The organism is Runella sp. R0.1_18, assembly GCF_057652155.1.
The window spans coordinates 370,813-391,154 of record NZ_JBYFCK010000006.1 but is presented as its reverse complement, the minus strand read 5'-3'; the positions used below and the strand labels follow the sequence as shown (position 1 = coordinate 391,154).

Below are 20,342 nucleotides of genomic sequence, written 5' to 3'. Positions count from 1 at the left end.
ACGCCTTCAAGTCTGATATTTCTTTGATCAACTCTTCCATAATCTCATCTATGCAAATAGCGTACCTAAACAGTTACGATATTTCAATAAGCCTCTCAATCTCTTTTTAACGTAACTAGAATATTGTTCAATTGAAGTATGATAGCTACTACTATTTACGTTATATTTGTTGTCGTTTATATTTTCCACAAGCGTTTATGAGAAAACTTCTCCTCTTTGTTATCATTCTATTCTGTTGCCAATTATCCGTTTTTTCCAAAAACTCAGTGAGTTTTGATGAGCTTGTTACCGCCTACAAAAAGGCAAACTCGGACACCGCCAAACTACGGATTTTGTTTTCCGAAAAACCAACAAAATATACCGATAGGGCAGATGAGTTATTACCACTTTACCATGAGGGGTACCGTTTGGCCAAAAGGAACAATGATAAAGTAAATCGTTTTAAAGCCGTTCACTATATTGCGCTTACCTATTTGTACGGAAAAGTTGATGAATCAACGGCCTTTCAGTGGTTACAAAAAGCGTTGATAGAAGCCGAAAACGCCCAAAATAACCTATTTATTGGCTGGGTTTATTACGCCATGGGAATCATTCATCACCACCAAAACAACCGCCCCGAAATGTATAAAGTCATGTACACGGCGATTGAATACCTTGAAAAAGCCCCTGATCCCGTTGATGGTCCCTTTATTTCAATTTCACAAAATCTCGAAAACGATAAAAAGTGGGATGAGCAAGTCATTGTAAATCGACGATTGGTTAAACTAATGGAACGAACCAACGCCGACCCTTTTACCAAGATTACAGCCTATAATAGTTTGGTAGATGCCCTGAAAAATCACCCCGATAAAAAAGAAGAACAAAACCTGTATCACGCCAAAACGATGGCTCTAGTGGACAAAATCTCGGCAACTAACCTTGATTTAGACGACAAACTGATTGTCGCCTCCATCTATTTCAAAAATGACCGCCTCGACTTAGCCATCAAACACGCCAATGAAGTAGCATCGCTTCGCGATACGGTTGGGTTTAATTTGCCAGCAAAAGGTACGGCTTTTGAACTTTTATCAGAAATATACGAAAAGAAAAAACAATACGCCCTTGCCCTCGAATATCATAAAAAATTTCACGCCATCGAAAATCAGCAAGTTATCGAGCGACTTACGGACGATGCAGGTAAAAAAGTTATTCAAGCCGAAGCCGAACGTGATGTGGCAATTAAACAAAAGGAAGTGGAGAAACAACAGCTTTTTACCTATTTAGCAATCGCCGTCGCTTTGTTAATTTTGGCGCTAAGTGGCTCTATTTACCACTTTTATCGCAAAGAACAGTCCAGAAAAAAAGAACTTCAAGGTATCAATTCCACCAAAGACAAACTTTTTGCCATTCTTTCTCACGACTTACGCTCACCCATTATTGGCCTAAAAAACTATTTGATGCTGGTCAATTGGGGCGAATTGAGCCAAGAAGAGTTTAAAGAATCAGCGCAAAGTCTTACGTCTCAGCTTGGTTCAGTGTATGACATGTTAGAGAATGTTTTGCACTGGTCGGTCTCGCAACTCGGTGGTTTTTTTCCAAAGAAAAAATTAATCCACATTCATCCTATCATTGAAGAGCAAGTAAACATTTTAATTCATTCATTTAAAACTAAAAATATTAATGTACATAATTTAACCGCTTCAGAAAACCAAATTTGTATTGACGAAAATCATTTTATCATTATCATACGGAACCTGCTTCACAACTCGTTAAAATTTAGTCACCCTGGCGGTAATATTCTACTAAATTACAGCATAACAAAAAATAGTAACTTTATTGAAATAAAAGACTCAGGCGTCGGAATGTCACCAGAGAAAGTAAAAAGTTTATTCCAATTAAGTAAACAAACTTCTCAGGTTGGAACAGGCCGTGAAAAAGGAACAGGTCTCGGTTTGGTACTTGTGAAGGAATTGGTCGAAGCCAATGGCGGCAACATTGTGGTCACGAGCAAACCCAACGAGGGGACAACATTTAGACTTGAATTCAAAAAATAGCCCCCTCCGTGGTCTTTGGAGAGGGCTATTTTACACTACAAATCCTTAATCCAAATCCACGCTACCATCACGGCTTACCATCGGGATAGGTTTGCGTTTTGCAGCCCGAAGCATTCCCTGCTTAGCCGCAGGAGGCGGCAAAAGTGCCATAAAATTACGAATACCATTGACCAATTGAAACGAATAATCGCCCGTCGTAAACTTAGTTTCGTTTCCTTTAGAGTCCTTCTGGGTAATCGTCGTTACCCCGCACGGAATGGTGCTAAAGTAGGTTTGAAAATCTTGGTACGTGTATTTTTTTGCTCCAAAGTTGGCAATACTGGCAGGAACGCCTTCGTCGCTAATCGCCGCCCGCGCGTGGCACGAAATACACGAAGAAATGGGATTATCCACGGGGCCGTTCATGCGCCCACCCATCCCGAGGTGCGTCACATACGCTTTGTTTGAACCCGCAGGCGGCACCGTTAGCAAGCTCTGGTTAATGACCGATTGCTTGAGCGATGGGTTGTATTTGTTGGACACGTTCAACATCGTCGAATCGCCCGAATCATCGCCCCACATGAGTCCCACAGGCACCATACGATCTACCCACGACGAGCCCGACTGTGACGCGTCATAAATGAAAGTCCCATACACCCAGCCCGAAGTTTCGGTAGCTCGCTCATCTTTGATGGCGATGTCGAGCTGCAACAAACGCACATCTTTATTGACACGCTCCGCGTAGGCATTGTACGGATAAAAGATATTGGCCGTCCACTTTTTAGAATTGGCCAAATACGGTACTTGCGTGGTATCTGCTTCGGTAAAAAGTAATTTAAAAGCCACCGTTCCTTCGGGGAATGTACTCTGTTTTACCGCAGGTTTTTCTGGATTTTTCCACACTTTACCCATCGTGTAGCCACCAGGTTGGTTATAAAATGCTATGGCGTAGGTTTGATAAGGTACGGTTTGAGCAGCGGCCAAAGTTCCGACAGGAATGGTGATTTCGCGCGTGAGTCCGTGTAAGCACTCCCGACCCGAGTTTTGGCCTTTTTCGGCAGGGCGCTTACCATCGTCGTGCATCCAAGGCGCGCTGTACCACTGCCGAATGGCATTTTTTTGCACGTTAAAATCCACCTCCAAATTGCCTTCCATCGCATACGAGAGGACGGTTTTCATGTATTTTTGATAATCGGTACGAAAATCCACCTCCATCCAAGGTTCCGCTGCATTCACATCAAATGTGTCGGGATACGCCTGACTAAGCGAAAAGGTATCTTTGGTGCCAGCTGGAACGGGAAAAATGGGGCAATAGCTGGGAAAATTTCCCGCAGCTGAACTCGTGATAACGAGCGCTTCGGAAGCCGAAGAAGTAGTTTGCTCTGAGCCAGTTTTACAGGCGAGCATCATCAATCCACCCACGGCTGCCATGGCCAAGGTGTTCGTAAATCGTTGAGAATTCATACGGTTGAGACGGGTTTTAGTTATAAATTGCTTTTGAGAAATTGTTCTTCCTGTTCCTTCAAATGGGCATCCCATTCGCTTTTCATTTGGGCTTTGAACCAAACAAAATCAGCGTCCGAATCGGGTTCGTAATGTTCGGTATTCCCTTTTGTACCAAGGTAGTCGAAATAATCGTAGTGCGTTTGGTCCTCCGCATCGTACATGTAGCACTGAATTGTAATGCACGTTTCGACGTTGCCGTCTAGGTTTTTGAGCTGGTGGATTTGATTCATTTCGGGGCTAATCCACGTAATATCGTCTTTTGAAAACGTAGCCACCGCAAAGCCTGCGACACTTTCTTCGTCGTCAGTGCCTAAAAATGGAAAAAGTTTGACCGAAATCGCCCCGTGCAACACCCGAATGATGGCATTGGCTCCCGCATGATTGTGAATGGGGGAATAATGCCCTGGAGGCCAAATTTCCATCACATAGGGTACCCCAGGCGACTCCCCACTGTTGACTCCCAGGGTAATACGCAAATAGGTTTTATTAAGATTTTTCTCACCAAACTCGCCACTTTTTTTGATAAGGGTGGCATTACACCAACCGTCTGGATTGGCAATACTGTACTCAATGGCCTGCGAAAACTGCGGAAACGACTCATCATCAAGCACAAAGCGCTTTCCTGCTACGTTGTCGTAGAGTTTTTGGGCAATGGTCGAAAGGTTTGATTTAGGTAAAAATGAGTTATTGGCAATGTCGCCCATGGTCAATTCTTCCGTATTTTTCACCCTCAAAGGCGACGATTGTACGATGGGGTCACGCAACAATTTGATAGGTTTGAAAGCATCAACTGAGGGTACTTTAATCGTGGTGAGTTTTTCCAAAAAGCGCACCAATTCGTGGTTTTCGTCGGTCGTATTGCCTTCTAAAACGTATTGAAACGACATCGTTTCTAACCGCGCTTCCCCCACCCCAAACTTAATAGCGCGTTGGTGTGCATCAAGACTTATCCAATAAAACGCATTTTTGTTCTGAACCAAGCCCGTATTGGCGGTTGCTAAAGGGGTGTCTTCCGACATCCGCGACAGCTCTAAGGTACCCACTCCGAGGGTAAAACGAAGGCCATCTTTGTAAAAAGTATCCCAGAAGGAAATGGATACAGTTGTTCCTTCTAAGTTAGCTGGTTCGGTGACTGAAAACAGGAATACCCCTTGCCCGTGAATTGGTAAAACGTAGGTTTTTACCCCACTTTCTTCCATTTCGAGTGCGGGCGCGGAAAATTCCACTGGGGGAAGTAAACTAATTGCCCGTGGCAAATTTTTTTGCGAGTTACTGTAAGACATAAAGCGTTGAGTATTAATTGTTAAATAGGCAAAAATGACCAAACCATACGTTTTGAAAACGTACTAAATGGACAGAAAAAAGGAGAAAAACCGCTTTTAGGGAGCTATTGTTAGCGGTGAGGTAAGAAGATTAATGTTCTTTTTTTCATAATCGTTAACGTTGAGGTTTAAGCATTTAAGACTTGCGAGCAAGATAGAAAAAAAAGTACATTTTTCAACACATCTACTATGAATAAATGACAATTATTTAACTCCCAAAACGGCGTCAGAGACGCCGCACCTTTTCGCCCCAAATTACAGTTTGGGGCGTACTACTGCAAAAAACGCCAAGCTACCGAAGCAACTTGGCGTTTTGAACGGAGTCAACTAAACGTTAGTTGGTCGTATAAAGTTGGTTAAACAGCAACTTAAACGTTCCTTGTGATTGGGCACGGAAGGTAATTTCTGGCCCAAAAACGGTGAGTTTTCCAGAGCCAATTGGTGCTTCAAAAGCAGCTACGCCATCGCGCAGGTAGCTTTGTCCCCACGCCCATCCCGAGCGGAGCGGCTTGTCGGCAGTAAACCAAATCAACGGTTTTACTTCACCTTTGGCAACGGCTGCTGGCGCCAATTTAAACACAGGGCTTGAGTCAAAATAGACGTCAGCTTGGTTGGCCATTCCCCACGTAGCAGCTTGCGTCGAATCGAGCGTTACGCGCAACAAACTTCCTGGAATGTAGTATTTTTCGGCAGGCAATGGACGCTCTACCCCTGCATTTGTCATTTCAGTAAGTGCATTACGTACTGGCAAACCAAGGTGATAAGCAAGGTTGGCACTGGTACCGATGGTCACAATTTTCCCACCTTCTTCCATAAACTTCTTCAATTGTGGAATCGACTTGTCAGCCGTAATACGTCCCAATGAAGCACGGAACTCCGCTGGAATATCATCGGCTTTGGGTTCACCTCCCGCAAAAGCCGCATACGGGTCATTTTCACGACCTGCGCTTGGTGGCGCAGGAATCGCGCGCGTTACGAATACTATTACGTCATATTTTTTACGCAACTCACCCGCGTCAACTTCCTGCGAATAAATCACTTGCATTGGAAAACGATATTGTTCCATCAACAAACGTACCCAACCCGAAGGCATCGAACCGCCATAAGTATCCCACAAAGCAATTCGCGAAGGCGCTACTTTTACCAACGTACCCGTAGGTTTTTTGGCAACACCCACGGCATCTACCCCCAATTCTTTGGCTGCTTTTTCCAACAATGGCTTCACTTTCGCCGAAGCTGGCACATAAAACGCACCCGCCTCCGCGCTTCCTGCCCCTTGTGGCAAACGGAATACTGGAATACCTGCACTCAATAAATCATTCACGGCAATGTAAACGTTGTTGGCTTGGCTGCTCAACGTATAACCTGCTGGGGCAGCTGCGTCCACTTTACCCGTTACTGACTGAAGCTCTCCGTAAGGAATTGCTTGGAATGGCCCTTCAAAACCGTTTAAGATACGGTCAAATTTCACACCCATTTGGTAAGCCAACGTCCAACCTGCGGCATCGTAAGGACGCGTTGGAGGGCCACCTGGATAAGGGAAGTCGTTGGGGTGATCTTGCGGTTCAAACATATCCAACACGTGCGGACGGAACGACTGAGCGGTTTTTACCACGAACGAACCTGCGGGGTAAGTTTTGCCTTCTACCGTAAAATCGGCAGTAGCTTTGTGTACCTGAATACCTGTACGAATCAAGGCATTGACAAATTTTGTAGCTGTTGCCACATCCGCTTGCACTGCTGGAATGATGTAGCCACGCGCGTCACGTGTTTTAGGATCTTTCAACACTTGGTCGTAGTACTTGGCAGGGATTCCGCCACGCATTCCGAATGGATCGGGTGCTTCTGGAGCCGCAGGTTTTTCGGTTTTGTCGTTTTTCTGGGCTTCTACGATGGCTTCTGATTTTTTGGGAGAAAGTGTCCAATAATCTTTACTTCCACGTTCGATGGAGTTTTTACCCATTACATATATATTGTACAACAATTCGTCGTGGTGACGAGCTGCATAGTCCAACACGGCATAATTACACGATACCGAGTAATCAATTGACTGCTTAAAGTACCATTTTTGAGGCGTTACGGGGTATGGTGTATTGCCGTTTGGAATCAAACGATTTGGCACCAACGGTACGGTTTCGGGTGTTGGTCCACCGATGATTTCAGTCAACAAACCGATTTGATTGTGGAAGTGCGTCGTCGTACGCAAGCCTCCGTTGTACCAAGTCGAGAAAACCGAGCCACCCAAACGCGTGAAACCAGGTTTTTCTTCGGCAATCAAACGATTAATCATCGCCGCGCCTAGGGCATCAATTCCCGTAATCATCAACGGGTGAAAGACGTAGTTAAAAGGGTCACGATAAGGAGGCCCCGCCAACACTGACCCCGCAGGCCCACGTTGGTGGTGGTTATACATAATCTGCGGAATCCAGTCAACAAACAACTGACGACCTACGTTTTGGGTTTCTTTCAACTGCAACATAAAGAAATCGCGGTTGTTGTCGTGACCTGCGTATTTTTGATACAAGCGAGGCAATTGTCCCAACGAACGTTTCTCAGGCGTTGCGTTACGCATATACCAATTAGCAACCAATTCTTGTCCGTCGGGGTTAATGTGGGTCATCAAAATCACCACATTGTCAAGAATACGAGTCACTTCCGCATCTTTACGCGAAACAAGCTGATAAGCTGTTTCGATGAGCTGCATCCAAGCTACCGTTTCGTTGGAGTGAATTCCTCCATCAATCCAAACAATGGCCTTACCTTCATTGGCAAGGGCGCGGGCTTGGGCGTCGGTTAAACCTTCTGCGCGCGCCATTTTGGTTGAAATTTCTTGGTAACGCGCCAATTTTTTGTGGTTTTCGGGCGACGTTACGATCAACATAGGTTGGTCGCGGCCTTCTTCTGTTTTACCAATGTTTACTAATTTAACACGGTCAGAAGTGGCTAATTTTTTAAAATAAGCCTCGGTTTGGGTGTAGGTGGCAAGCATGTAATCGTCGCCAATGTTGAAGCCAAAATGCTCCTTAGGCGTTGGGATTTGCGCCCACCCAACGTGGCATACAAGCGCCAGGATTAAAAGCGGTAACAGTTTTCTCATTAGGATATTTAGTTTGTTTGTGGTCAATACGGGCAGAACACCCAATTCACTCCACAAAGTAATAAGAAAATGAGAAAACTGGACGATTGGAGGGGCGTTTCAGGGAGTTTTGTTGATAAATCCCCGTTATTTAGCGATTTGTGGGTTGTCGGGCACTTTGTCACCCCTCCTGTCGTCGGAACCATAAACCCGAAACCATAAACGGTAAAAACTACACCAACGCTGTCTCAATGACTTGTTTCTGGCTGCTGGTCTTCATTGCTTCGGGAATGTGCGCCAAGATTTCGGTTTTGAGGGCTTCTATCAACTTTTCTTTGACAAAATACCGAAAACTCGCAATGCCTATCTCCCGTACTGGGGCGGGCAATTGAAAATGGCGAATGTTATTTTTTTCTTGTTCGCTCAAATCACTGACCGCCAAGGCAGGTAAAACCGTAATGCCTTCGTTGATTTCAACAATTTTTTTAATCGTCTCAATACTCGCCGAAGACAAATCAACCTGACGAAAATGGCGCTCCTGCACTTTCAACTCACAAAGGTTAATCACCTGATTGCGCAAACAATGCCCTTCGTCCAACAACCACAAGCGCTTGAGATCAATGTCTTTAGGAAGTAGGTACTTTTTGGTTAGTAGTTGGTCGGTTTTGGCCGTATATACCACAAACTCCTCGTAAAACAAATGCTGAACGGAGATGTCCGTATCTTGTAACGGAATCGCCAGCAGCCCCGCATCTAACTGATTTTGTTTCAACTGTCGGATAATTTCATTGGTTGTTAGCTCATGAATTTGTAATTTTATCTCTGGATATTTCTGCAAGAAAGAAGGCAGAAATAACGGAATCAAGTACGGAGAAAGCGTCGGGATAATCCCTATTTTTAGCGTTCCTTGCATGTGTTGCGTATCCGACTCCACCAATTCGCGAATACGAGCAGTTTCTTTGAGGATGACCTTGGCCTGCTCTACAATTTTTTTGCCAATTTCAGTAGGCACCACGGGCTGCCGACTGCGGTCAAAGACCTTGACCCCAAGCTCATCTTCCAATTTTTTAATCATCATACTCAAAGTCGCCTGGGTAACAAAACACTTTTCGGCCGCCGTAACGAAATGTCGGTAGGTATCAACAGCAATAATGTATTCTAGTTGTTGAAGATTCATATAGATAAAATTTATGCAAATATAGAAAATATCAGTTTGGTAGATACCGCGTATATCCCTACTTTTGACAAAAAATCAGAAACAACAAACCACTTCAAACCACAACCTCACACAGATGGATTCAGTACATCACAATGGCAATGGCGAAGGTAAATGCCCATTTTCTGGGGCAGTACTAACCAAAGGCGCAGGCGGCAGAGGCATGGCCAACCGCGACTGGTGGCCTAACATGTTGAAATTGAACATTCTTCGTCAACATTCTACGTTGTCGAACCCAATGGACAAAGGCTTTAACTACGCCGAAGAGTTCAAATCACTTGATTTACAAGCGGTTAAAAATGACCTTTTCGAATTGATGACCACCTCACAAGATTGGTGGCCAGCCGATTATGGTCACTATGGCCCATTCTTTATCCGTATGGCGTGGCACAGCGCGGGTACGTACCGCACCGCTGACGGGCGCGGAGGCGCTGGTACTGGAACTCAACGCTTTGCGCCATTAAACAGTTGGCCAGACAATGGCAACCTCGACAAAGCTCGTTTGTTGCTTTGGCCTATCAAAAAGAAATATGGCAAAAAGCTCTCTTGGGCTGATTTGATGATTTTGGCAGGAAACTGCGCTCTTGAGTCAATGGGTTTCAAAACGTTTGGCTTCGGTGGTGGTCGTGAAGACATTTGGGAACCCGAAGAGGACGTGTATTGGGGAGCAGAAAAAGAGTGGTTGGCACTCAGCAACAACCCGCACAGCCGCTATTCTGGTGAGCGTAACTTGGAAAATCCGTTGGCAGCTGTACAAATGGGCTTGATTTACGTCAACCCAGAAGGCCCAGATGGCAATCCAGACCCACTTGCTGCTGCGCACGATATTCGCGTGACGTTTGGTCGCATGGCCATGAACGACGAAGAAACTGTTGCTTTAATTGCAGGTGGTCACACATTTGGAAAAGCACACGGTGCTGCTGATCCAGGTCAGTACGTTGGTGCAGAACCCGCAGGAGCTGACATTACGGCGCAAAGCATGGGATGGCTCAACTCATACGAAACAGGAAACGCCCAATATACGATTACGAGTGGTTTGGAAGGAGCTTGGACTTCGACTCCAACGAAGTGGAGCAACAACTATTTTTGGAACCTCTTCGGATACGAGTGGGAATTGACAAAAAGCCCAGCGGGTGCGCACCAGTGGAAACCGAAGCACGGCATGGGAGCTGATAGCGTACCTGATGCTCACGACCCATCAAAACGCCACGCCCCTATCATGTTTACGACTGACTTAGCGTTACGTTTTGACCCTGCTTACGAAAAAATCTCGCGTCGTTTCTACGAAAACCCTGACGAGTTTGCTGATGCGTTTGCCCGTGCATGGTTCAAATTGACGCACCGCGACATGGGTCCACGTGCTCGCTACCTTGGCCCAGAAGTACCCGCAGAAGAATTGATTTGGCAAGACCCAATTCCTGCTGTTACGCACGATTTGATTAATGACCAAGACATTGCATCGCTCAAAGCCGCTATTTTGGCGTCAGGATTGTCAGTATCTGAACTCGTGTCAACCGCTTGGGCTTCGGCTTCAACTTTCCGTGGTTCGGACAAGCGCGGTGGAGCCAACGGCGCACGCGTTCGTCTTGCTCCTCAGAAAGATTGGGCAGCCAACGATCCTGCACAATTGGCTAAGGTATTGGGAGTATTGGAAGGTATCCAAGCCTCGTTCAACAAGCCAGTATCTATCGCTGACCTTATTGTGTTGGGTGGAAGTGCGGGTATTGAGCAAGCGGCGAAAAACGCAGGACTTGACATTACAGTGCCATTTACCCCAGGCCGTAGCGATGCGTCACAAGAACAAACTGACGTAGAATCGTTTGATGTACTTGAGCCAATCGCCGATGGTTTCCGTAACTTCTCTAAAGGGACTTACACCGTTTCAGCCGAAGAAATGCTCGTTGACAAAGCGCAATTATTGACTTTGACAGCGCCAGAAATGACGGCGTTGGTGGGTGGTTTGCGCGTTCTCAATGCCAATACTGGTAAGTCGAAGCATGGCGTATTTACTGACCGTCCAGAAACGCTTACCAACGATTTCTTCGTTAATTTGATTGACTTTGGTACTACTTGGAGAGCTACGTCAGATGCCCAAAACGTATTTGTAGGCAGCGACCGCGCTACGGGTGAGCCAAAGTGGACTGCAACGCGGGTTGACCTTATTTTTGGTTCAAACTCTGAGCTTCGTGCCATCGCCGAAGTGTATGCTTGCGAAGATGCTCACGAGAAATTTGCGAACGATTTCGTAGCTGCTTGGACGAAGGTGATGAACCTCGACCGTTTTGATTTAGCATAAATAGCCTATTCTCTTATATGCTCCGCGCGGTGGCCTCCCAGTAGGTCACCGCGTTAAATATTATTGAGTACTCGGCTCACTTCACTTACCGACATACCTGTCAGCTTTGCAAGTACCTCTACCGAAAGCCCTTCTGAATACCCTTTTTTTATCACTTCAATCGCTTTTGATACTTCTCCTTCTATTTTGCCTTCTATTTTGCCTTCTTCAAAAGCAGTATCTAACGAGTTTTTCAAATCACGGTAATATTTCAAACTATCTTCATAAGACTGCAATTCCTTATTCGGTTCTTCTCCAAACAACTTCTTAAAACCTAAGTCAGTAAAAGGATTGACGTATCGCTCTCTTATCTCGCTCATTTTCTTATGATTGGCTAACAAAAATACAATTTTTCGGATTAGGTGTAGTCTTTTAAACGTTAATCGTCATCTACATTACACTCGAAAAAAGGCGGTTTGTCAATACTACCTGAATTTCATCAGTAAAAATCAATGTCTTAGCTTTATCAACTAATCGTTGGTTTTTGAGAAAAAATAAGGCTTGGATTAATTGCTCAAAAGACACAAATTGTTCAAACGGGCCTCTATCGTCTGGCAATTCTAAGTTCAGATAGATATACTGTTGAAATTGTTGAGCGAAATGATTGACAATTGTCGTTTTCCCAACTTGCCTTGCACCTCTTAGTACCAATGGTTTTCGCATTGGTTTTACTGACCATTCTTCTAGTTCTTTTAATAAAGTCCGATTGAACATGTCATAAAAAAAGGGCAATTTTTTGGAATTTTTGTCACAGAATTAGGGTAACGCCTAAAAAAGATGCTGATTTCTTAGGCGTTGAGGCGAACCCTCCCGAAAGTTTTAGAACTTTCGGGAGGGTGGTGTTAGACTAATTTTTATGTCTCTACATAACAGAAATACCTATTGACTCGTTAGAGAATCAACAGCCATTCCTTAAACCAACCATCGTCTTGAGAACTCCTTTATTTATTTTATTCTGCCTTTTTGTTGTCGTACCAGCCTTTTCCCAAGAGTTTTACCAGCTACGCGGGTTTGTGTACTCCGAATCCAACGAGCCTATCCCTGGCGTCACGGTGCGGGTAGTCAATGCAGGTACGGGGACCATCACCGACAAAGATGGGCGCTACCAAATCAAATTATTAGAGGGCCTCAACCGTATTTCGGTGTCGTCGATGGGCTACCAGACCGAAGTGTTTGAAGTAGTAGCGGCCAAGAATCTGGTCAAAAACGTTTACCTAAAAATAGACCAAAAGCAACTCGATGAAGTAGTAGTCAAGGTCAAAAAAAAGGATTATTCGTACGAAGTCATCAAGCAGGTACTCCAGCGTAAAGACTCGCTACTGAATCAATATCAAAACTACCGTGCCAAAGCCTATATCAAGAGCGTTGAACGACTTGAAACCAAAAAAGTTGCTCCCAAAAAAGACGATGACACGCCCGCCAAAGTAGAAGACGCACTCAAAAAACCTGTGCTCACCGACAGTATCCCCAAATTAAATCTCTTTGAATGTCAGTTAGTCCGACACCAAAGTCGGGTAGGACAACAAAAAGAAGAGCGCGAAGCTGTTAAGCGGATTGGCGACCAAAGTACGCTGTTTTTTAAGTCGGTGACCGATGGGGAGTTTAATCTTTACCAAAACCACCAAAAAATCGCGAAAATTGGTGACAATGAAATTACCTCTCCGTTGAGCGACCTGACGTTTTTGAGCTATCGTTTTCAACTGTTGAAGTACTACATCGACGGCCCGCATAAAATCTACCAAATAAAAGTCATCCCTCGCGAGCTGGGCAACGCGCTCTACGAAGGCACCATCGAAGTCATTGAGGACGAGTGGGTTTTACGCAACGTTGACCTTCAAATCACCAAGCGCGGACTACTACGTTATGATGAGTTTGGCGTAAAACAGCAGTTTGAACTTGTGCAAGGGCGCTGGATGCCGACGCGGGTCACGTACCATTGGAAAGTAAAAGAAGGCAACACCAAGAAAGCAGGTAAAACCGAAGTGTTGCAGTCCGATTACGCTTTTGATTTAACCCTGCCCAAGCGCTTTTTTGGGGACGAGGTGGGTGTAACAACCGCCGAGGCGTACAAACGCGATACAACTTTTTGGGAACAGATTCGTCCGCAGCCGTTGACCCGAGATGAACAGAAATTTATCAAAGAACGAGAGCGATTAGAAGCCTTGGTAAATTCTAAAGCATACTTAGATTCGATTGATAAAGTTTTTAACCGCATCACCATTCCCAAAGTCGTCTATCTGGGTATGGGGCACATCAACCGAGAGAAAAAGATGACTTGGCACTTTGACCCCGTTTTAGGACTGGTTGACCCGTTGGCCATTGGTGGGTGGCGGGTTCGCTACGGAGCAGGTTTTTACAAACGTCAAGAAAATCGAAAACAACTATGGCTCAATAGTAACTTAGGCTATGGATTCAAAAACAAAGATGTCATTGGTTTTGTCAATGTCAGCTACTTTTATAACCCTCTCAAGGTCTCCAACATTAGCCTGTCGATGGGCTCAGGATTCAACGTCATCAACGGAGCTGCAACGATCAGCGACATTGCCCGACGTAGTAACTTTTACCGAAATCGGTACATCAATCTTACCCACCGAACCGAGCTTTTCAACGGCTTTTACTTCAGCGCCCAAGCCTATTACGAAACCCGTAGCGACTTGTCGAATTTCCAGTTTAGCTCACTCGGCGACCGCATTTTTAGTAACAATACACCCCAACCCTTCCCAACGACGCACATTTACCGAACCGTTTTCGGTATCGACTATACGCCACGTCAACTTTACCTGCGTGAGCCAAACGAGAAAGTCATTTTGGGATCTAACTACCCTACTTTTAGTCTGAGCATCGACCGTGCCTGGCCTGTTTCGGGCAAAAATACCAACGTTTACACCAAACTCTCCGCCTCTATTCACCAAACGTTCAACGTCGGAATCATCGGCACGTCGGAGTATCGCATCAGTGCGGGTAAGTTTTTGGATACCACGAGCCTAGCCGTGATGGACTACTCCTACATGCGGGGCGGCGACCGCTATTTTTTCTCGCCTGCCATGTACACCTATCAGCTTATCCCACAGACATTTCCTGTATTTAATTGGCATTTAGAGACGCATTATGTACATCAGTTCAACGGTTTTCTGACCAGTAAAATCCCATTTTTAAATAAAACCAAAATCCGCGAAATGGCAGGAGGTGGCTTTTTGTACGTCCCCGAACGGAAATTTCAGTATTCGGAATTGTATTTTGGGTTAAATCGCATCTTCAAAATCGGTCGGGAGCGGATACGCTTAGGTGCGTATTATGTCATCGGTCAATCCAACACTTTTGGGGTGAGCAACGGCATCAAATTCTCGATTGAGCCTTATAATGCCGCTAAAAATACGTGGAGTTTCTAAATTGAAAACACATAGTTCACTTAGAGTTTTCACATAAACTCGTGCTCTATATGAAAATTCTAATGTGTTACTCCGCCCGAGTATTTTTTAAATCCATAAAATCCGTGTCTAATCCGTATCGTCCGTGTGCTCAAATCGTCAATAATGGCACACGGATAACACGGATAGAACAGGTTCACACGGATAAAAGGTAGATAAAATAAAAATCTTCGACTACAGTACTAATGTGTCCTATGTGTTAAAAAAATATTTTACATACAAATAATGAAAGTACAAAATTTGGCAGAAGGCAAACTATAGCAAATTTTCTTTCAATCTTGCAATCAACTCCAATGGTAACTCTGTTATCTCACCTACCAAATCAATAGGAAGCCCCTTTTTTAACATATTAGAAGCTATTTCGGTGGCTCGTTCTTCCTTACCTTTAGCTTCACCTTCGTCAAAGGCAGTATCAATAACGTTCTTGAGATCTCTATACGATTTTAAGCTTTCCTCGTATTGCTCTTTCTCTTCATGACTAAATTTAGCTATTTCTGCTGCCTCGAATAGACGTTGAAATATCCGATCTTGGAGTTTTTGTGGCCTTTCTGTTAGGTTCGGCAAATGTTTCAGCACAAAGAGCCATTTATCATAGGCCGTTTCTAACTCATCTTCCGACTTGTTAAAATGTGGCATTTCAAGATAAACAAAAGTCAATTTATCATAAAATACATCTCCCTTTTGGTTTTTCAATTGCACCTCATGCCGTACTTCTTTGATCAAATTACCCTTAGAATCATCATCATTAAAGGTAAAATCTAAAATTCCTACGGTATAGACCGCCGAAAGTCTATAATTCCAGTCCCCTGCTTGAGCTTGTTCTTGAATGGGAAATGTGGAATAAAAAACACTTCTATCCTTAAAATAATTTTGCTTGGCTTTTTGCATTTCCACAATAAACCGTTCTCCACTTGGGCTTACGCAATACAAATCAAAAATAGCTTTTCGATCCATTTCTGTATGCCCTATATGCTCGTTCCTACGGTAACTCAAATCAGCTACTTTCTTTTGTTGAGGCAGAATGACTTCATTTAAAAAGTTTATTAATAAGTCTTTATTTGGCTCAGTGCCAAAGAGCTTCTTAAATCCAAAATCAGTAAACGGATTAATGTATTTTTCTTTGAATGTCATTGATTTCTTCATTTAGATTGCAAAGTTACGCTTTTTAAATTCTAAAGTTTAGGATATTTCTGGGCAGAAAAATATTTTACATACAAATAATGAATTTATAAAACCTATTTTACATACATTTACAGAATAAATAGAAACAGTCAATGAAAGGAACAAATTTGGGGGAGTTTGAGGAATTGGTTTTACTCACAATTGCAGCACTTGTTAGCGATGCTTACAGTGTAGCGATTTGCGACGAATTGGAGAAACATACGGGCAGGGCCGCCAAATTAGGCGTTGTCCATGCTGTTCTTAATCGACTGGAAGAAAAGGGCTTAGCTAAAAGTTTTTTGGGAGAAGCTACCAATGCACGCGGCGGAAAACGTAAACGCTACTACGAAGTAACCCAAGCGGGAAAAATGGCACTGGTCAACGCCCGTGAAGTTCGCGAAGGACTTTGGCGAATCATCCCCGACCTCAACCTTGGCGGTGCAGTATGAGTCTCCATCCCGAACCTCCCCGCAGGGCACAGCAACTTTTGAAGTGGTATTGTCGCCCCGAACTCGCCGAAGATTTACAAGGCGACCTCTACGAATTTTTTGAGCGTAATCTTCAACGCCGTGGCCTTCGCTACGCCCGTTTTATTTATTGGATAGACGTCCTGAAGTTTATCCGACTTTACACCCTACGTGCGCCCAATTTTTATTCATTTTTTACTCATACCATCATGTTTAACAGCTATTTTAAAACATCACGACGCAGTTTGGTTCGCAACAAACTCTTTTCAGCCATCAACATTATCGGACTTTCCATCAGTATGTCGGTGGGATTATTGATGATTTCTTTTTTGAGTGACTTGCTTTCTTACGATGATTTTCACGAAAAAAAGAGCCGTATTTACCGCATCAACACCTCACTCCAACCCACGGGACAACCCTCCATTGAACTCGCCTCGGGGTCGGTGTTGGCGGGCAAAAAAATTCAAGAAACTTTCCCCAACGTGGAGCAAGTGACGTTATTACGGCGTGGCTTCGGCGGGGATGCCAAAGTCAACGAAACAACACTTCCCCTCAGTGGCTTGTGGGCGGATGCGTCCTTTTTTAAGGTGTTTACCTTTCCGTTACTTTCTGGAAATCCTTCCACCGCGTTAAAAAACCCCTACACGATTGTTTTGCCCGAAAAAACGGCCCAAAAACTGTTTGGGGACACCGACGTGCTGGGCAAAAGTATTCGATTTGATACCACCGAATACACCATCACGGGGGTTATGAAAGACATTCCCAAACTGTCTCACTTACGTTTTGAAGCCTTGGTTTCTTTCGCCAGTATCGAACTCCAAAAACCCGATTTTGACGGTGGTTTTATGAGTTGGGGCAACGTTTTTTCAAATTATACTTACGTAGTACTACCCGAAAACAGCTCGCTTGAAACCCTGCAAGCAAACCTCGATAAGCTTTGTTTGTCGGAAAACAAACAACTTAAAAATCAACAAATTCAGTTGAGTCCCCAATCCTTAAACAGCATTACGATTGGCAACCGCTTAGAAAATGCCATTGGCCCCACCATGAACCAAATAACCATCTGGATACTGGCAGGCTTGGTGCTGGTTGTCATTTTATCGGCCTGTTTCAATTACACCAATCTCTCCATCGCGCGGTCGCTTCGCCGAGCACGGGAGGTGGGCGTGCGCAAAATCATTGGAGCATTTAAGGAACACGTACTGCTCCAATTTATTACTGAGTCGGTGCTTATTTCTCTGATGGCGCTGCTGTTGGCCTTTTTACTTTTTCTGGTGCTACGGGCACAGTTTTTAGGTCTAGCCCCTCAGCTTACCGAAATTGTTTCACTAGAGCTTTCGCCCAAAATCATCTTCTATTTTATCGGTTTATCGGCCTTGGTGGGCATTGCTGCGGGTTTCTTACCTGCGTTATTTTTTGCCCGTATCAAAGCCATACAGGTATTAAAAGATGCTTCTTCAATGCCTCTTTTCCGCCGCGTTAACCTCCGCAAAGCGCTTATCGTTGTTCAATATACGTTCTCCCTGATTTTCATCACTACCACTATCCTTGGTTATCATCAATACAAACATTTTATCGTTTTTGACCTTGGATTTTCTACCGAAAACATCCTGAATATCAATCTACAAGGCAATAAAAGTGAAACTCTTCGCAAAGAATTGGCCGAAATCCCAAGCTTGACTGACATTTCCACCTCTCGAATCGTCACAAGCCTAGGAAGCGTGTATGGCACCATGATCAAGTATAAACAGCCTGACGACTCTTCCAACATCGCCCAAAACTACGTGGACGAACGCTATTTGCCCTTACACGGGCATCGACTGCTTGCGGGACAACATTTTAGGCCACGGGCTAAAAGCGAAGAAAGCTCAGATGTCATTGTAAATGAGCAAGTCATAAAACGATTCAACATCGGCGGCGGTCATCCGACCAAGGCCATCGGAGAACAAATCAAAACCCTAGATGGGAAAAAGTTTACCATTATTGGAGTGGTTAAGGACTTTCATTACCGAACGGTAGAACACCGCATTGAGCCTTTTGTGTTTTTTTATTCCCCCAACGAAGGCAACCTTAACCTCAAAATCAACGCCAAAGACTTGCCCGCCACCATGGCGCAAATTGAAGCCGTGTGGAAGCGCATTGACAAGGTTCATCCTTTGGATGCCCATTTTTACGACGATCAAATCGAAGAAGCCTACCGCCAATTTTCGGTTATCGTGAAGGTTATTGGGTTTCTGGCCTTTTTAGCCGTTTGCATTGCTTCGTTAGGCTTGTTTGGGATGGTCGTGTTTACGACCGAAACCAAACTCAAAGAAATCAGCATTCGTAAAGTGCTGGGTGCCAATGAACCTTCGTTGGTTTATTTTCTTAGCAAAGGATTTTTGGGGTTGTTGGTACTTTCGGCGGCCATTGCTCTGCCTAGCACGTATTTGTTGTTTGACAAATTGGTACTTACCCAATTTGCCTACCACCAGCCCATCCATTTTTGGGAATTAACGGTCGGTTTTTGGTCAGTTTTGACGCTAGCGATTGTCCTTATTGGCTCTCAAACTCTAAAAGCCGCCCGCACCAATCCTGCGAATGTGCTGAAGAATGAGTAGTGATTTGTGTTGTGCTCGAAGGCTTTGCTTTTGAGCACAACACTCACTGGTCGAACCCAAGGTTTTTCATTTGTTCAAAATCACAAACTCAATTCGGCGATTTCGATACTGGTCGTTTTTACTGTTTTCAGGATACACCATCGGTTGCTTCATGCCGTATCCTGCATACGATAGGCGGGTTTTATCGGAACCATTTGCAACCAAAAACTCATACACTTCTTTGGCACGATTGATAGAAAGATCGTACTGACTTGTTTGTTTGTCATATACATCTTGCCCCAAATCGCCACAACAAACGTGCCCACGAATTTCCAATTTAAGATCAGGATGGGTTTTAAGCGCAGTTGCCACCGCTTCCAATGCTGCCAGGTTGGTGGTGGGCATGAGGTGGTAGCCAAACTCAAAACTCAGCCGTCGAATGATGATTGCATCGCCCACTCCACTGTTTTGCAAGCTGTCTAAGAAAGCCCGAGCAATGGCCGTTCCCTTGGTTTTTTCAGGTATTTCTTTCACTCCTTTGGTGTAAAAAACGTGGGTAGTATCATTGGCTACATAAATTTTACGGGTGATGAACAGGGTCGTTTTTACCTGCCACATCGTCGTATCAATGTGTAGCGTATCGCCCTTTAGCGGTTTTCGGTTGCCCACCAAATAGGCCAAAGGAAAAGGGGGCAACAGTTGAATGAGGGTATCTCTGATTGAAACTGTTTTAATGGCGGGTTTGGACGGAAGCGAGTCACGATATACAATCACCGTTTTTATTTTTTTTGCAGTGTCTTCTTGCGCATAAACTGTAATCCACACAACGCGATTTTCGGCATCAATATAGGGCTTCGTTCGTTCGACAGGATTGCGACGACCATAGCCAATGATGGCATGAATGTTTACGCGAGCGAAGCCGTTGGCCATTAAAAAACTCTTTACCGCCAGTGCGCGTTTGAGCGACAGGCTGTCGTTGAGGGCATCGGAACCGTGGCGGTCGCCGCGCCCAACGATGTTGATGTGTGACTGGTTTTTGTGCTGCACGGCAAAGTCTTTAAGCAACGTTTTAGCCGCAGGACTCAGCCCAAATTTCCCCTCCGAAAAATAGATTTTGAGCAAGAGGCTGTCCTTTTGGGCATGGACTTGCTGGATGCTCAAGAGGATGAAGAGCAGGGAGAATATACTAGGGTGGTTATTCTTCATAATAGGTGTTTTTGTTATAAGAAAGTAAAAGCCA

Annotated in this window: 13 protein-coding genes; 5 read left to right on the top strand and 8 right to left on the bottom strand. The window is 44.5% G+C overall.

Features of this window, described 5'->3' with window-relative positions; translation table 11 throughout:
• The first annotated feature begins 197 nt into the window (after positions 1–197).
• Positions 198–2,033, top strand: coding sequence for a tetratricopeptide repeat-containing sensor histidine kinase (locus AC23P2_RS13865; protein ID WP_487773751.1), 1,836 nt, complete (start codon positions 198–200; stop codon positions 2,031–2,033).
• 45 nt (positions 2,034–2,078) lie between these two features.
• On the opposite strand, the gene AC23P2_RS13860 is transcribed toward AC23P2_RS13865, so the two are convergent.
• The 4 genes from AC23P2_RS13860 to AC23P2_RS13845 form a co-directional block, all read right to left on the bottom strand.
• Positions 2,079–3,476, bottom strand: a complete 1,398-nt coding sequence (locus AC23P2_RS13860) for a hypothetical protein (protein ID WP_487773750.1) — start codon at positions 3,474–3,476, stop codon at positions 2,079–2,081.
• A gap of 20 nt (positions 3,477–3,496) precedes the next feature.
• The gene (locus tag AC23P2_RS13855; RefSeq protein ID WP_487773749.1) at positions 3,497–4,744 is read right to left on the bottom strand and encodes a cysteine dioxygenase; all 1,248 of its coding nucleotides are present in this window, start codon (positions 4,742–4,744) and stop codon (positions 3,497–3,499) included.
• 430 nt (positions 4,745–5,174) lie between these two features.
• A complete protein-coding gene (locus AC23P2_RS13850; protein WP_487773748.1) occupies positions 5,175–7,937 on the bottom strand; it encodes a M14 family metallopeptidase in 2,763 nt (920 codons plus the stop codon).
• A 211-nt stretch (positions 7,938–8,148) separates the two neighbouring features.
• Positions 8,149–9,093, bottom strand: coding sequence for a LysR substrate-binding domain-containing protein (locus AC23P2_RS13845; RefSeq protein WP_487773747.1), 945 nt, complete (start codon positions 9,091–9,093; stop codon positions 8,149–8,151).
• Positions 9,094–9,208: 115 nt separating this feature from the next.
• On the opposite strand from AC23P2_RS13845, the gene katG reads away from it, so the two are divergent.
• Positions 9,209–11,428, top strand: coding sequence for a catalase/peroxidase HPI (gene katG, locus AC23P2_RS13840; RefSeq protein WP_487773746.1), 2,220 nt, complete (start codon positions 9,209–9,211; stop codon positions 11,426–11,428).
• A gap of 53 nt (positions 11,429–11,481) precedes the next feature.
• On the opposite strand, the gene AC23P2_RS13835 is transcribed toward katG, so the two are convergent.
• Both AC23P2_RS13835 and AC23P2_RS13830 read right to left on the bottom strand, forming a co-directional pair.
• Positions 11,482–11,787, bottom strand: coding sequence for a hypothetical protein (locus AC23P2_RS13835; RefSeq protein WP_487773745.1), 306 nt, complete (start codon positions 11,785–11,787; stop codon positions 11,482–11,484).
• A gap of 70 nt (positions 11,788–11,857) precedes the next feature.
• Entirely contained in the window at positions 11,858–12,181 is a 324-nt protein-coding gene (locus AC23P2_RS13830; RefSeq protein WP_487773744.1) for an AAA family ATPase, read from the bottom strand.
• A 215-nt stretch (positions 12,182–12,396) separates the two neighbouring features.
• Between AC23P2_RS13830 and AC23P2_RS13825 the strand changes: the two genes are divergently transcribed.
• The gene (locus AC23P2_RS13825; RefSeq protein ID WP_487773743.1) at positions 12,397–14,856 is read left to right on the top strand and encodes a DUF5686 and carboxypeptidase regulatory-like domain-containing protein; all 2,460 of its coding nucleotides are present in this window, start codon (positions 12,397–12,399) and stop codon (positions 14,854–14,856) included.
• Positions 14,857–15,150: 294 nt separating this feature from the next.
• Here the strand turns inward: AC23P2_RS13825 and AC23P2_RS13820 are convergent, their stop codons facing one another.
• Positions 15,151–16,026, bottom strand: a complete 876-nt coding sequence (locus AC23P2_RS13820; RefSeq protein WP_487773742.1) for an Rpn family recombination-promoting nuclease/putative transposase — start codon at positions 16,024–16,026, stop codon at positions 15,151–15,153.
• A gap of 143 nt (positions 16,027–16,169) precedes the next feature.
• Between AC23P2_RS13820 and AC23P2_RS13815 the strand changes: the two genes are divergently transcribed.
• Positions 16,170–16,505 (top strand): PadR family transcriptional regulator, encoded by a 336-nt coding sequence (locus AC23P2_RS13815; protein WP_487773741.1) that lies wholly within the window; start codon positions 16,170–16,172, stop codon positions 16,503–16,505.
• The gene (locus AC23P2_RS13810) at positions 16,502–19,123 is read left to right on the top strand and encodes an ABC transporter permease (protein ID WP_487773740.1); all 2,622 of its coding nucleotides are present in this window, start codon (positions 16,502–16,504) and stop codon (positions 19,121–19,123) included. The genes AC23P2_RS13815 and AC23P2_RS13810 overlap by 4 nt, the downstream gene beginning before the upstream one ends.
• 66 nt (positions 19,124–19,189) lie before the next feature.
• Here AC23P2_RS13810 and AC23P2_RS13805 read toward each other — a convergent pair whose 3' ends face one another.
• Positions 19,190–20,308 (bottom strand): OmpA family protein, encoded by a 1,119-nt coding sequence (locus tag AC23P2_RS13805; protein ID WP_487773739.1) that lies wholly within the window; start codon positions 20,306–20,308, stop codon positions 19,190–19,192.
• Between the last annotated feature and the right edge of the window lie 34 nt (positions 20,309–20,342).

Coding starts and splice junctions, on each gene's coding strand:
- AC23P2_RS13865 (WP_487773751.1), top strand. CDS start 198: ATGAGAAAACTTCTCCTCTTTGTTATCATTCTATTCTGTTGCCAATTA.
- AC23P2_RS13860 (WP_487773750.1), bottom strand. CDS start 3,476: ATGAATTCTCAACGATTTACGAACACCTTGGCCATGGCAGCCGTGGGT.
- AC23P2_RS13850 (WP_487773748.1), bottom strand. CDS start 7,937: ATGAGAAAACTGTTACCGCTTTTAATCCTGGCGCTTGTATGCCACGTT.
- AC23P2_RS13845 (WP_487773747.1), bottom strand. CDS start 9,093: ATGAATCTTCAACAACTAGAATACATTATTGCTGTTGATACCTACCGA.
- katG (WP_487773746.1), top strand. CDS start 9,209: ATGGATTCAGTACATCACAATGGCAATGGCGAAGGTAAATGCCCATTT.
- AC23P2_RS13835 (WP_487773745.1), bottom strand. CDS start 11,787: ATGAGCGAGATAAGAGAGCGATACGTCAATCCTTTTACTGACTTAGGT.
- AC23P2_RS13830 (WP_487773744.1), bottom strand. CDS start 12,181: ATGTTCAATCGGACTTTATTAAAAGAACTAGAAGAATGGTCAGTAAAA.
- AC23P2_RS13820 (WP_487773742.1), bottom strand. CDS start 16,026: ATGACATTCAAAGAAAAATACATTAATCCGTTTACTGATTTTGGATTT.
- AC23P2_RS13815 (WP_487773741.1), top strand. CDS start 16,170: ATGAAAGGAACAAATTTGGGGGAGTTTGAGGAATTGGTTTTACTCACA.
- AC23P2_RS13810 (WP_487773740.1), top strand. CDS start 16,502: ATGAGTCTCCATCCCGAACCTCCCCGCAGGGCACAGCAACTTTTGAAG.
- AC23P2_RS13805 (WP_487773739.1), bottom strand. CDS start 20,308: ATGAAGAATAACCACCCTAGTATATTCTCCCTGCTCTTCATCCTCTTG.